This window comes from Tolumonas auensis DSM 9187, from assembly GCF_000023065.1.
GTDB lineage: Bacteria > Pseudomonadota > Gammaproteobacteria > Enterobacterales > Aeromonadaceae > Tolumonas > Tolumonas auensis.
Genome location: NC_012691.1, coordinates 1,984,967 through 1,997,609 on the forward strand (window position 1 = coordinate 1,984,967; position 12,643 = coordinate 1,997,609).

Here is a 12,643-nt window from a genome sequence, read left to right on the forward strand (position 1 = left end):
TATCAAGGCAAGTAGCAACACCGTCACGATAATGTGATTTATTGCAAAATCAGTGATACAACTGCAAATAACGGAGAAGAAATGACTAATTTATTGAAAAACTTAGAATGGCGTTATGCTGCCAAGAAAATGGACGCATCACACTCGGTCTCAGAAGAAAAAGTTGATTTCATTCTGGAGGCTATCCGCCTGACAGCAAGCTCCAGCGGCCTTCAACCCTATCAGGTTATTGTTGTTACTAATCCGGAATTAAAGGCACAAATTCAGCCTCACGCCTGGGGACAAAGTCAAATCACCGATTGCTCTCATTTACTTGTTTTTGCCGCATGGGATAACTACACGGCAGAGCGGATCAATATGATGTTTGATCTGGTAAATGAAGAACGGGGTTTCATCAATGAAGATTGGGAAAATTATCGCAAGATGATCCTTAGTAACTACACCAGGCGGGATGCAGAAACTAACTACCAGCATGCTGCACGACAAGCGTACATTGGTTTAGGAACAGCGCTCATAGCTGCCGCCGAAGTTAAAGTTGACTGTACGCCAATGGAAGGATTTGATCCTGCAAAGGTTGACGACATATTAGGGCTCAGCAAACTTGGTTTACGCTCAGTCATACTGCTTCCTCTCGGATATCGTGCCACTGAAGGCGACTGGCTGGTTGATCTGAAGAAAGTACGACGTGCAAAAGAAAATTTTGTAATTGAAATGAAGTAGTTACTTCATGATATAACGCCAGCACAGGGAATGTGCTCGGTTCACTGGTGAACTGATATTTAGGCATCGTCCGATGGTTTTTATATTATTTATAGCGTTGCATTTAAAAGTACATCTGTAAATTCATTGAATAGCCAATTTAATGAGATGCATGGGTGCATTATTGATAATTCTAGGCGTTGTAGTTTTAAAAGTATCACACTGATACTCTGGCATTCATTGTGTTAGTTATCGAATGAGTGAAATTAAAAAGCCCCCAGGTTATGGGGGAAAGTGGAGTGTAAAATCAGTGGGTTTGAAAGCGCATTCAGCGATATCGGCGTTATTCGCTGATGAATAAATGCACACTAACTTTTACCCCAAAAAGGCAGGATTTAAAGCATAAAAAAGGGGTATTTCAATACCCCTCTCTTTTAATCATGCGTCGCCTATTATTGGCTAACCGGTGTTACAAAGCGCGCATCGGCATTGAATGAGTTGGTTGATGTGAATTTAACATCAACAGTCTGGCCGACAGCGATATCTTTCAGTACATTGCTACCTGCAGCGGTATACGTGAAAGTGCGTGCTGGCCAGCCCAGTTCAGTGACTGCATTTTGTTGCACAGTGATTTCCTGTGCGGCTGCATCAACCGCAACCACAGAGCCATGTGCCATATAGGTGTTCACGCTTGCTTGTGATGAGAAAGCTGCCAGTGATAAAGCCGCGACTGCTGCAAAACGTACGATTGTATTTTTCATGTTTTCTACTCCACATAGATTCAGTTCAGAACCAGCCTGCGCTGGATTTATTTTTTGCTTTTGTGAAACGCATCACGTTTCGTTGGAGCAAGAATACTTCCGCAATGCCTGGAGATAAATCACGCATTGTTGAATTGACTATGTCTAAAAATGGAACAATCGAAAGTGAACTTTTTTGAATTTTGATCGTAATGCGAGCAATCCAGATAAAATTGCCATACTAAAACAGTAGGTTATGCAAATATCTCATATCCACGATGGCTCATTTCTAAGTATCAGAGTTGTGATTATTGATACCTCTGGGATGCTCAGCAACCGCCCCCCAAGCTGTTATTTTTTACATTCTTAGCTCCAAATGAAAAATGCTAAGGTCAGCTTTTCATTTCGGAGATTATTTGATGCCTTCTATTTCAAGAGTGGGAGATGCTCACACCTGTCCTAAAACAGGCCATTCTGTAAATGCGGTAACATCGGGCTCACCGGATGTCATTATTAATGGGGTCCCTGCTGAACAAGTTTGCCATCTATACGCATATCACGTATAGTTATCTATGAAAAGTATCTTTGTTGAATCAACCATTTTTGAAAAGTACCGTGAGTCGTATTTGACTGACGATGAGTTCAGCCTTTTCCAAGCAGAGCTTATGTCTGATCCCAAGAAAGGCGAGGTGATCCAAGGTACTGGTGGTTTGCGGAAAATTCGAGTCGCAGGTAAAGATAAGGGCAAACGCGGCGGTTCACGTGTTATCTACTACTTTCTCGATGATTTGCAGCGTTTCTACTTATTGACGATTTACAGTAAAAATGAAATGTCTGACTTAACCGCAGATCAAAAGAAACAGTTAAAAGCGTTTATGGAGGCATGGCGCAATGAGCAATCGTGATTTGTTTGCTGAATTAAGCTCGGCTCTAGTGGAAGCTAAAGAACATTCTGAGGGCAAGCTAACGCTGAAGACTCATCAGTTCACTAATGTTAGTGAACTCAACATATCTCCTGATGAGATCGTGAATATCCGAGAACGATTTCATATGTCTCGCGGCGTATTCGCTCGCCTACTCCATACATCATCAAGAACGCTGGAAAATTGGGAACAAGGCCGTAGTGCACCAAATGGCCAGGCAGTCACATTACTGAAATTAGTTCAACGCCATCCTGAAATCTTAGCTCACATCGCTGAGCTCTAAATCAAGTTTATCGTACGCTCACTGTGTAGTCGCCTGATTAAAAGTCAGGGCTGTTATTGATTATCAGGTAGAGAGCCACAGATAATGTTTACCGTTATCAATAACTAATGGCTGACCATGGAATGATAGAGTTATCGGTTTATGCGGGGTTATTTTTTGTTGCCCTGCTTTCCGCTTCCATCTTGCCGCTGCAATCAGAAGCGGTATTAGTTGGCTTGTTGCTGAGTGAGACACATCCGGTCTGGTTGTTACTGGCTGTCGCCAGCACAGGGAATGTGCTGGGTTCATTAGTGAACTGGTATTTAGGCAAATATCTGCAGCATTTCCAGCACCGTCGCTGGTTTCCGGTAAAGCCAGACCAGCTGGACAAAGCCAGCCGCTGGTATCAGAAATACGGCAAGTGGTCGCTGTTACTGAGCTGGGTGCCGATCATCGGTGATCCCCTCACCGTGATCGCGGGTGTATTACGCGAGCCTTTTGTGCCGTTTCTGCTGCTGGTGACGGTTGCTAAAGTCTCGCGATACCTGGTGCTGGCCGGGATAACGTTGTATTAGGCTATCAAATGCACCCACCACATGAGCTGCAGCGCCAGTCGGCTATATTCACGGCCTGATAAAACCAGCGGAAAAATTCTTCTTCTACCGGAATGTCATTGTCGATAAAACACTGGCTCAGCCAGTCGATGTTATCAACAATCCACTCGTCTTCTTTAAGCCCCTCTTCCCAATCCGGGTCATCCTCAAACAGGTAACTGAAATTACCGAAGGTGCCCATATCTTTCACCTTGACTGACTCCGGTAACGCGAGTTCCTGATCATTAAAACTGATTTGCCAGAAGCCGAGACACATCGTATGGCCTTTGGCACTCCATTCCGCCTGAAATGGGTTTACCTCGTTAACAGACATCGCAACGTCTCCTGATGTTGTTTTGTTAACGCATTTTTGCCATTTGTTAACATTCTGTTATTGATATCTATCAAATATGCATTAGAAATATCTATTTTCTGTTGAAGCAGCGCCGCAGCAGGCCGGGTTGTGATATATTTTGGATGTTATTCTGATGAGCGAACTAAATGAAACTAACCACCTATACTGATTATGGTCTGCGCACCCTGATGTTCATGGCTTGTTTGTCGCCCGGTGCCCGCAGCAGCGTAGTCGAGATCAGCAACTACTATGACATCTCGCGTAACCATATGGTGAAAGTGGTCGTTCAGCTGGTTAGTCTTGGTTATCTCAGTTCTGTTCGTGGTAAAAACGGTGGGATCACCCTCGCCCGTTTACCACGCGATATCCGCATCGGACAGGTGATCCGCGATTTGGAAAGCAATCTGAATGGCGTGGATTGTGGTTCTCCCGGCTGTAAGCTGGTGCCTGTCTGCCGGTTGACGAATGCGCTGAAAGTCGGGATGGAGGCTTTTCTGGCGGCGATGGATGAATTTACGCTGTCGGATCTGGTTAACAACGCCGATCAGATCATTGCGATACTGCAGATCGACGTTGATGCGATTCCTGTTCCCATAAAAAAGGCAGATTAACGCCTCACCAGTAATTTTCCATCGTGATCTGCCCGGGCTCCCGGCGCAGATTCTTTTTCAGTCCTTTTTGCTGCAATGCCTGTAACGTGTCTTTCACCATTGCCGGATTGCCGCAAATCATGGTCTGGGAATAATCTGGTGAAAGCACCAGTTCCGCAGCTTCTTCCAGCAGGCCATGATCGAGTAATGCCGGAATCCGGCCGCGCAGCAGATCAGTGCAATCTTCCCGGCTGACAACCGGAATATAGCGGAACTGCAGAGGCTGCTGAGTCTTGATCGTGTGAATCAGTTCCTGATAAGTCAGATCATTGCGTTCACGAACGCCATGCACCAGTACGATATTTTCAAATCGCTGAAAGACCTTTCTTTCCGAGAGAATGGACAAAAATGGCCCGATGGCGGTGCCGGTTGCCATCATCCAGAGATCACGGCCTTCCGGTACTTCCGCTAAAGTCATAAAGCCGCTGGCCTGATGTGATAGCTGTATTTCATCGCCGGGCTGCAGATTAAACAGATAAGGCGACAGACGGCCTTCAGGAATTTTGATCAGATAAAACTCATGCTGATCAGCCTTCGGCGCATTCACAAAAGAATAGGCCCGGCTGACCCGTTCGCCGTTGATGATCAGGGAAAGTTTGCCGAACTGCCCCGCAGCATACGGGGCCAGATCAGCTTTGATTTTGAGGGAAAAGAGCTTGTCACTCCACTGAATGACTTCATACACTTTCCCGTTTACCCAGTCTGTCATGTGCGCTCCTTATCCTTCCGAAATAAAAAGCTGCTGCGGTTAAATGCAGCTCAATCTGAAATTCATTTAGTAAAGTATGGCTAACTTTCCTTTAACTGCTTGATCAAATTCATACTACGACTAATGTGTTGCCCTGCGGTGACAAAACCCACGGTTTTATCCTGCTGCAATGCCTGAGCGGTCAATCCATTTCCGTCCTCATCCAGCTGCCAGATCAGATCGTCGCTCCGGACATCACCGGCTAACTGAAGCGGATAACTGGTCGTTTTGACATTGACCGGCATCACCGGCCAGCGAATCGCCGTTGGTGCTCCGGCCAGGGTTTTTGCCAACGCCTGTGCACTGACGGTGATCGGTTGCAGGTAAGGCAGTAACCGGCCGCCGATTTCCGCACAATCCCCTAACGCATAAATATGTGGATCGCTGGTCATCAGATAATCGTTCACCACAATGCCGCGATTTACCGTCAGTTCCGCCGCTTTAGCCACGGCGATCCGCGGACGTAATCCGGCGGCACAAACGATGCTGTCGACAATAATTGATTTGCCATCACGGAATGTTGCCCGCACACCATCAGCCACTTTTTCGACCGATGTCACGGTGTTCAGCAATTCAAACTGACAGCCCGCCGCCCGCAATACAGTGTGCAGTTTTTCGCTGGCAAACCCCGGCAGTAATGCATTCAGCAAGCTGTCTGCCGGATCACAAACGGTCACCTGTTTCCCCGCCAGCAGAAAATCATTCGCCAGTTCACAGCCGATCAAACCGGCACCAATCAATAAAATGCGTTGGCTGATCGCCAGCTTGTCCTGATGCTGCCGGTATTCCTGCAGACTGTTCAGGGTAATAATTTCATTGGCCGCATTACCACTGACCGGCGGGATCCAGGCCTCGGCACCGACTGCCAGAACCAGATCACGGTAAGGTAATTCCCGTTCCTGCAGCTGGATGGTTTGCCGCGCTGTATCTATGGCTATCACCGTCTGCTCAGTCAGAATTAGTGCTTTCAGCTCCTGCGCCAGTTCTCTGGCTGATTTGCGGATCAAATCAGCGGCGGTCTGTCGTTTGCTGACGACATGACTAAGCTGTGGTTTGGCATAGTCTGCGCCGTCATCCGCGCAGACGATAACCAGAGGAGCTGAGGGTGCAAGCTGGCGATATTGCCGGGCCAGTTGCAGACCTGCATAACCACTCCCCACGATGACAACCGGATGATGTGCGCCCATGGTTGTCTCCTTCTTACGCGGCTTTGGCAGCAGCGTCTGCCACCGGCACAAAGTCATCTTTGCCCATAAAGCAAACCGGGCAGAGGAAACTTTCCGCGACATTTTCCCAGGCAGTGCCGGCTTCTACGCCCTGATTTGGCTCCCCGGTTTCCGGATCGTAAACCCATGAACAGGTACGGCAAACCATGGACGGAAGTTCAGTCGCGACAGTCGTTTGTTTAGCATCATCAGCTGATACACCGCCCAATTGCGCCACCAGATTTTTACCGTAGGCTTCGCATTCCTGCAGCGCTTCCTGCGTCGGACGCCACTCTACTTTGGTGCCTTCCAGTGTATTAAAACCGCACTCTTTCAAACGCTGAGTAATACGATTCACCGCACCACCATTCCAGCCATGGCTACCAAATGCAGCGGCAGTCTTACCGGTAAAACGCAGACCCTGGATCTCTTCCAGCAAGGCAGCTACCTGCGGCAGCATGACGTTATTAATAGTCGGTGAACCGATCAAAATCGCTTTTGATTTAAATACCTGCGTTAACACATCGTTCTTGTCTGAATTCGCCAGATTGAATTGTTTAATTGTCACTGTCGGGTCAGCTTTACGAATACCGGATGCGATCGCTTCGGACATTTTGCGGGTACTTTCCCACATGGTGTCGTAAACCAGTGTGATCTGATTTTCCTGATAGGAATCGGCCCATTTCAGATACTGTTCGACAATCTGCGCCGGATTATCACGCCAGATGATGCCGTGCGAGGTACAGATCATGTCCAGTGGCAGATTGAATGACAGCACTTCATGAATTTTCTGCGTAACCAGCTTGCTGAACGGCGTCAGGATGTTGGCGTAATATTTGATGCATTCATTATGCAGTTCATTTTGATCAACCAGATCGTTATACAGCTGATCGCTGGCATAGTGCTGACCGAACGCATCGTTACTGAATAACACGGCATCTTCGGTCATGTACGTCATCATGCTGTCAGGCCAATGCAGCATTGGCGCTTCAACAAACACCAGCTTTTTACCGTTACCCAGATCCAGCGTGTCGCCAGTTTTTACAACCTGAAAATTCCAGTCCTGGTGATAGTGACCCTTCAGCGATTTAACGCCATTCGCCGTACAGTAAATCGGTGTACCCGGAATTTTCGCCAGTAATGCTGGCAGTGCACCGCTATGATCAATTTCTGCATGGTTGGCAATGATGTAGTCGATTTTCTCCAGCGGAATTTCATTCGCCAGATTCGTCACAAACTCATCGGCATACGGACTCCACACGGTATCAATCAACGCGATCTTCTCTTCTTTGATCAGATAGCTGTTATAGCTGGAACCCTTGTGCGTGGAGTACTCACTGCCGTGAAATTCGCGCAGTTCCCAATCCTGTTTGCCAACCCAGTAGATATTGTTCTTAACGTGCAGTGTCATGATTTCATCCTCAACATAATGTGCATCTCATATGCAGTGTTTGCATCTTAGTTTAATATGCATTTCAAATGCAAGTTATGTTTGAGAGATTTTTTGTCTCGTATCTATGCGGGCATGCAATCGGGGAAATGGCGGAAACGGGCAACAGTTATGCGAATTCAGAAGGGAATTGGTTAGAAGGTTAAACTATCGTGTTGGTATTCTTATCCTTAATACCTTGCATGACTACAAAAGCACCCTGGCCATAGCCATCCAGAATTGTGTCATTCGGCGATGCAGGAATAAGCGTTTGCTTTGACATTACAGAACTGAATCCAGCCTGCCGGAGAAAAGATAAAACCTCTGGTGCGGAGTAAAAAACAGCGTCCTGATAAAACAGACTTTTCTCACGTTTTTCCATATATTGCCGGCCAAGAACGCTCTCTTTATCAATAAAACCGACCAGAATATAACCGCCAGGTTTCAATACTCTGTATGCCTCTTTGAATGCCTGCAAGACATCATCCAGAAAACAGATCACGGTAACCATCAGCACTAAATCAAACTGATTGTCTTCAAATGGTAGTTGCTCTGCGATTGCAGAAAAAACAGAAATGCCAGATTTTGCAGCTATGGCAGCCATCGCAGCTGAAGGTTCTATTCCGGTTGTAATACCAAGCGGGATTGCAAACCGTCCTGTACCAATACCAACTTCTAACCCATTCCCTGAATAAGAACGCATAAACTCGCGAATAATGGCTAACTCGGCTTCATATATTTCAGAATGCTCATCAAACCATTGGTCATATTCATGACTGTGTTCATCAAAGGATTTGGTCTTAGGCATACACCTATCAGCTCTCTTGAATTAACGGAGAAGTGCCTCGGCTGTAAATCGATCGGTAATTAATACATCTACATAACCACCGATTAATGCACCTTTGATCGCCACACTTTTTTCGAGGCTACCAGCCAATGCGACAACACGTGGGCACTTTTTAACCAGATCAAGCGGCATACCGATAACCGGATCTTCTTCATCACTTAATACCGGCTCACCATTTTCGTTATAGTAGTGCAAACATATGTCGCCAACAGCACCTCGCTGAGCAAGTTTGCCCAGCATTTCTCCATGATAATAATTTCCTGAACTTCGCAATAATTCAGAAGGTTCCAGCATGCCAATACCGACAATGGCCAGATCGACCTCTTTGAATTGATCAACAACCTCTGATACTTCCTGCGCGGCCATTAAACGCTTTTTATCGTCAATAGAACGCTCAATACTCTGTGACGGAAGTAAAGACGGTGAACAGTTCAGCATATTCGCAAGAGAATGCGTTAACAAAGTGGCCTGCACGTTACCATTCGGACCAACACCGCCCAGCAACTGGATAACGCCCCGGGCCTTCACATTTAGTGGATGCATATTATCCACCATGGCGGTGATCGTGCCGCTCCAGGCAGACACACCGACTAAATCATTTGGCCGCAATGATGTTTGTAAATAATGGGCAGCAGCGGATCCAATAGCCTGTTTAATCTGGCTCTCATCCGGATTATCTGGCACATCAACGACAATTGCCTGTGTGATGTTATAGCGCTTCTGTAACTGAGACTCTAACCCCAGAAAGACATGAGAAGGTTGAATTACACTGATCTTTACGAAGCCTTCATTTACACACCGGGTCAAAGCCCGCGATACAAATGACTGAGACAGATCCATCGTCTTCGCTATATCAGATTGCTTTAATCTGTCGACATAATACAGCGTTGCAATTTTCACTAATTGTCTTTGTTCATCACGCTTTGACATCGGAATAACCCATCAAAAATTATTGATATAAAAAATCATAGCATTTTTATTCAGCATCGAATAGATAGAACTTAGCTCTTTTGATGTTATAGTTGATGCCACATTCTATGCAGGTAATTTTCAATATCAGAGCAGAGGTGAAGAGATGGCATTAAGTAGCACAAAAGAAATTATTGAGGATATTCGTCAGGGCAAAATGGTTATCCTGATGGACGATGAAGATCGCGAAAATGAAGGCGACATCCTGATTGCTGCCGAAAAAATTACACCTGAAATTGTGAATTTTATGGCAATGCATGGCCGAGGACTGATCTGTCTTACCCTGACCCGGGATCGTTGCGAACAATTGAAGCTGCCACTGATGGTGAAGAATAACACCGAACAGTATGGCACTAATTTTACAGTCTCTATTGAAGCAGCCGATGGCATCGAAACCGGCATCTCCGCTTATGACCGTGCCATGACGATCAAAGCGGCAACAGCACCGAAAGCGATTCCTTCTGATATCGTATCCCCGGGCCACATCTTTCCTGTTATGGCAAAAGATGGCGGTGTGCTGGTTCGTGCCGGACATACCGAAGCAGGTTGTGATCTGGCCAGACTGGCAGGCTTAGAACCAGCCTGTGCCATCGTAGAGATCCTGAATGAAGACGGCACAATGGCCCGTCGCCCACAGCTGGAAATCTTTGCGCAAGAACATGGTATTAAGCTGGGTACAATTGCTGATTTGATTGAATACCGTATTGCTAACGAAACGATCATCGAAAAAGTAGCAGAGAATAAGCTGCAAACAGAATTTGGTGAGTTTGACCTGGTTACTTACAAAGATCACATTGATAACCAGTTGCACTATGCGTTATGCAAAGGTGAAATTACACCGTCAAAACCAGTTCTTGTCCGCGTGCATACCCGCGATACGTTTAAAGACATTCTGCATGTGCAGGATAGTCGCTGGACGATTACTGAAGCCATGAAAACGATTGCTGCATCAGGTGGTGTAATGGTCATCATCAGCAAAGCAGAAACACCTGAATATCTGGCGCAGAAAATTACTGAACTGACTAAGGCGCCAGCAACTCAAAATATAAATAAAGGGAAATCCCGTGATATCGGGATCGGATCGCAGATCCTGCACAATTTAGGCGTCACCAAAATGCGCTTAATTTCATCTAACACACAGAAATATCATGCACTTTCCGGATTCGGTCTTGAAGTTGTTGAATATGTTTGTGAATAACAGTTCCAATAAAAAAGGAGCAAACTGCTCCTTTTGTTTTTACCATTACTTGCAATCAATCAAAAACAACACCCTTCTTGAGAATAAAGCATCCATAAGGCCGATTCTCGCTGGTTTGCACGACAGCAAAGCATTTTTTGGCTGCTGCGTAATAATCAAAACGTTCAATAACATAGTGCCCTACTTCAGCGTTTTCAGCTTTCTTGCAGGCAGCCAATACGTCATGATGCACTGACAGGATTGTCCCAGGCTGATCGACCGGATCCATCCACCCTACCGGTGTGGGCACAAAGTTATCAAGAGGCATCAATTCCAGAATGCCGCTGATGCAGGTTGGCGCGTCCATCCCACCCAAACTCACAAGTTTGCCAGATGTAGTTTCATTTGCGATTGATCTTGCAGGGAAATTACGATCAACCACGGCCAATTCATCACCATGTCCCATAGCTGCCAATATCCACAACAACTCAGCATCCATAAATGGCGGGATGTTCTTCAACATGTTGTTTCCTCAGATAAAATTCAGAGAATTATTTAAGGCACGGACATTCAGCCGTGCCTTTTCCATATTGGGTTTGCTAACAGTGGATTTTATTTGTGGTAATAACACTCAACGCCTAAATATTTGGTGAATGCTTCGTTTAACACGGCAGCACTGGCTGAATGGTTCAGCGCTACGTGATGTTCAAAGCCGTTATTGCAGATGTGGGAAAGTAGATCTTCCAGCCCTGGGACCTGAACAACCGCACGGCAGCCAACAGTATCAAGTCTGTCATCCACAAATTTACCTTCCCCGACATAGGCTTTTACCTTGCCGGTAAAATCGTCGGTAGAGAGACGGAAGTAAGTCAACGGACCCGCTTTCATACGACCATGAATCGCGCCACAGGTATTTTCACAACCAACGGTGGTACCGATGATGTCAGCGGTTCCCATAACCGGATTTTCCAACTCTTCAGTTGCAAAGTTACCGCAATGGAACAGTACGCATTTATCGCGGTCATCACCAAAGTTGTTATTCCAGTCAGCAATAGAAGCTGGTTTTTGCGAGGTAACAGTCAGGGCGTACATGGATAAGGCACCCATAACATCCACTTCACAAGCGCTTGGCATCAGCTGGCCTGACATGACACTCATGATAGAGCAAACGTTGATACCCAGCGTTTTTTGCAGAGAAGTCCAGCATTGAATCGCCGTGGTATTGATATCGTTTTCAATGATCCACTGACTGATGACGACAAACAGTTTTGCCATCAGTTGCAGCTTATCTGCCGGGATCGCGCCGGTATCAGCATTTGCTTTCAGTAATGCCAGCTTCTCATCAATGCGCAAGTCATCATCTTTCAGATTGTCAACACGGGTAAATATTTCTGACAGATCGATGGTTTCAACAGTAACGCCCATTCTTTCCAGCAATTTTTCACTGTAACGCACAGTGTTAAAACTGGCCGGACGCGCGCCAATAGCACCAACGCGGCAACCACGCATAGCGCTGACAACACGACACAGCTGGGTGAAACGCCCCAGATCTTTTTTGAACACATCACTGTTCAGCCCACAAACATGCTGAGTGGTCAGGGTATAAGGGATACCGTATTGACGCAGGTTATTACACAGTGAAATTTTACCGCAGAAACTGTCGCGACGTGTCGCCAGGCCCATCTTGTCCAGAGAGTCTTCTTCCGCCTGAATCAGTACAGGCACAGTGATACCTGCCAGACGGATTGCATCAGCAATCGCTTTTTCATCCCCGAAGTTAGGTAACAGAACAACTACACCCTGAATTTCTTCACGATGTTTTTTTAATAATTCAGCAGCAACTTTTGCATCCTGATAAGTTTCTACCCCACCATAAGCGGTTTGCTCTTCGGTGAGCATAACAGTGTTAATACCCATTGTTTCGAAAATGGCACTGGCTTCACGGCGAGCATCACCCACCAAATAACTAGGGAAGAAACCACGGTTACCAAACAACACTGCTACTGTTACTTTATCGGTAGTTTTAGTCATTTCAATTTTCCTTCA

General features: G+C 46.1%; 16 protein-coding genes. 7 read left to right on the forward strand and 9 right to left on the reverse strand.

Annotated features, from left to right (window positions below; translation table 11 throughout):
• The first annotated feature begins 81 nt into the window (after positions 1 to 81).
• A complete protein-coding gene (locus TOLA_RS09220; RefSeq protein ID WP_015878895.1) occupies positions 82 to 720 on the forward strand; it encodes an NAD(P)H-dependent oxidoreductase in 639 nt (212 codons plus the stop codon).
• A gap of 431 nt (positions 721 to 1,151) precedes the next feature.
• On the opposite strand, the gene TOLA_RS09225 is transcribed toward TOLA_RS09220, so the two are convergent.
• Positions 1,152 to 1,460: a copper-binding protein gene (locus TOLA_RS09225; RefSeq protein ID WP_015878896.1), complete on the reverse strand. Its 309-nt coding sequence runs from the start codon at positions 1,458 to 1,460 to the stop codon at positions 1,152 to 1,154.
• Between the two features lie 398 nt (positions 1,461 to 1,858).
• Here TOLA_RS09225 and TOLA_RS17085 point away from each other — a divergent pair, with 398 nt between their 5' ends.
• The 4 genes from TOLA_RS17085 to TOLA_RS09240 all read left to right on the forward strand — a co-directional run bounded on the left by TOLA_RS17085 (position 1,859) and on the right by TOLA_RS09240 (position 3,199).
• Positions 1,859 to 2,005 carry a PAAR domain-containing protein gene (locus TOLA_RS17085; RefSeq protein WP_148210440.1) on the forward strand — a complete coding sequence of 49 codons (147 nt, stop codon included), beginning with the start codon at positions 1,859 to 1,861 and terminating at the stop codon, positions 2,003 to 2,005.
• A 6-nt stretch (positions 2,006 to 2,011) separates the two neighbouring features.
• Positions 2,012 to 2,344, forward strand: coding sequence for a type II toxin-antitoxin system RelE/ParE family toxin (locus TOLA_RS09230; protein WP_015878897.1), 333 nt, complete (start codon positions 2,012 to 2,014; stop codon positions 2,342 to 2,344).
• A complete protein-coding gene (locus tag TOLA_RS09235; protein WP_015878898.1) occupies positions 2,331 to 2,645 on the forward strand; it encodes a helix-turn-helix domain-containing protein in 315 nt (104 codons plus the stop codon). The genes TOLA_RS09230 and TOLA_RS09235 overlap by 14 nt, the downstream gene beginning before the upstream one ends.
• A 122-nt stretch (positions 2,646 to 2,767) precedes the next feature.
• The gene (locus TOLA_RS09240) at positions 2,768 to 3,199 is read left to right on the forward strand and encodes a YqaA family protein (protein WP_015878899.1); all 432 of its coding nucleotides are present in this window, start codon (positions 2,768 to 2,770) and stop codon (positions 3,197 to 3,199) included.
• 4 nt (positions 3,200 to 3,203) lie between these two features.
• On the opposite strand, the gene TOLA_RS09245 is transcribed toward TOLA_RS09240, so the two are convergent.
• Complete coding sequence (locus TOLA_RS09245; RefSeq protein ID WP_015878900.1) at positions 3,204 to 3,551, reverse strand: hypothetical protein; 348 nt, start codon at positions 3,549 to 3,551, stop codon at positions 3,204 to 3,206.
• A 167-nt stretch (positions 3,552 to 3,718) separates the two neighbouring features.
• On the opposite strand from TOLA_RS09245, the gene TOLA_RS09250 reads away from it, so the two are divergent.
• A complete protein-coding gene (locus tag TOLA_RS09250) occupies positions 3,719 to 4,183 on the forward strand; it encodes an Rrf2 family transcriptional regulator (RefSeq protein WP_015878901.1) in 465 nt (154 codons plus the stop codon).
• A 4-nt stretch (positions 4,184 to 4,187) separates the two neighbouring features.
• Here TOLA_RS09250 and TOLA_RS09255 read toward each other — a convergent pair whose 3' ends face one another.
• The 5 genes from TOLA_RS09255 to TOLA_RS09275 form a co-directional block, all read right to left on the reverse strand.
• Positions 4,188 to 4,931 carry a ferredoxin--NADP(+) reductase gene (locus TOLA_RS09255; protein WP_015878902.1) on the reverse strand — a complete coding sequence of 248 codons (744 nt, stop codon included), beginning with the start codon at positions 4,929 to 4,931 and terminating at the stop codon, positions 4,188 to 4,190.
• Between the two features lie 80 nt (positions 4,932 to 5,011).
• A complete protein-coding gene (gene norW, locus TOLA_RS09260) occupies positions 5,012 to 6,157 on the reverse strand; it encodes an NADH:flavorubredoxin reductase NorW (protein ID WP_015878903.1) in 1,146 nt (381 codons plus the stop codon).
• A 13-nt stretch (positions 6,158 to 6,170) separates the two neighbouring features.
• Positions 6,171 to 7,586, reverse strand: a complete 1,416-nt coding sequence (gene norV, locus TOLA_RS09265) for an anaerobic nitric oxide reductase flavorubredoxin (protein ID WP_015878904.1) — start codon at positions 7,584 to 7,586, stop codon at positions 6,171 to 6,173.
• Between the two features lie 181 nt (positions 7,587 to 7,767).
• A complete protein-coding gene (locus TOLA_RS09270) occupies positions 7,768 to 8,412 on the reverse strand; it encodes a class I SAM-dependent methyltransferase (RefSeq protein ID WP_015878905.1) in 645 nt (214 codons plus the stop codon).
• Between the two features lie 21 nt (positions 8,413 to 8,433).
• The gene (locus TOLA_RS09275; RefSeq protein WP_015878906.1) at positions 8,434 to 9,381 is read right to left on the reverse strand and encodes a sugar-binding transcriptional regulator; all 948 of its coding nucleotides are present in this window, start codon (positions 9,379 to 9,381) and stop codon (positions 8,434 to 8,436) included.
• 145 nt (positions 9,382 to 9,526) lie between these two features.
• Between TOLA_RS09275 and ribBA the strand changes: the two genes are divergently transcribed.
• Entirely contained in the window at positions 9,527 to 10,618 is a 1,092-nt protein-coding gene (gene ribBA, locus TOLA_RS09280; protein WP_015878907.1) for a bifunctional 3,4-dihydroxy-2-butanone-4-phosphate synthase/GTP cyclohydrolase II, read from the forward strand.
• Between the two features lie 55 nt (positions 10,619 to 10,673).
• Here ribBA and TOLA_RS09285 read toward each other — a convergent pair whose 3' ends face one another.
• Together TOLA_RS09285 and TOLA_RS09290 are read right to left on the reverse strand one after the other, a co-directional pair.
• Positions 10,674 to 11,120, reverse strand: a complete 447-nt coding sequence (locus TOLA_RS09285) for an RbsD/FucU family protein (protein ID WP_015878908.1) — start codon at positions 11,118 to 11,120, stop codon at positions 10,674 to 10,676.
• Between the two features lie 89 nt (positions 11,121 to 11,209).
• Positions 11,210 to 12,628: an L-fucose/L-arabinose isomerase family protein gene (locus TOLA_RS09290; RefSeq protein ID WP_015878909.1), complete on the reverse strand. Its 1,419-nt coding sequence runs from the start codon at positions 12,626 to 12,628 to the stop codon at positions 11,210 to 11,212.
• Between the last annotated feature and the right edge of the window lie 15 nt (positions 12,629 to 12,643).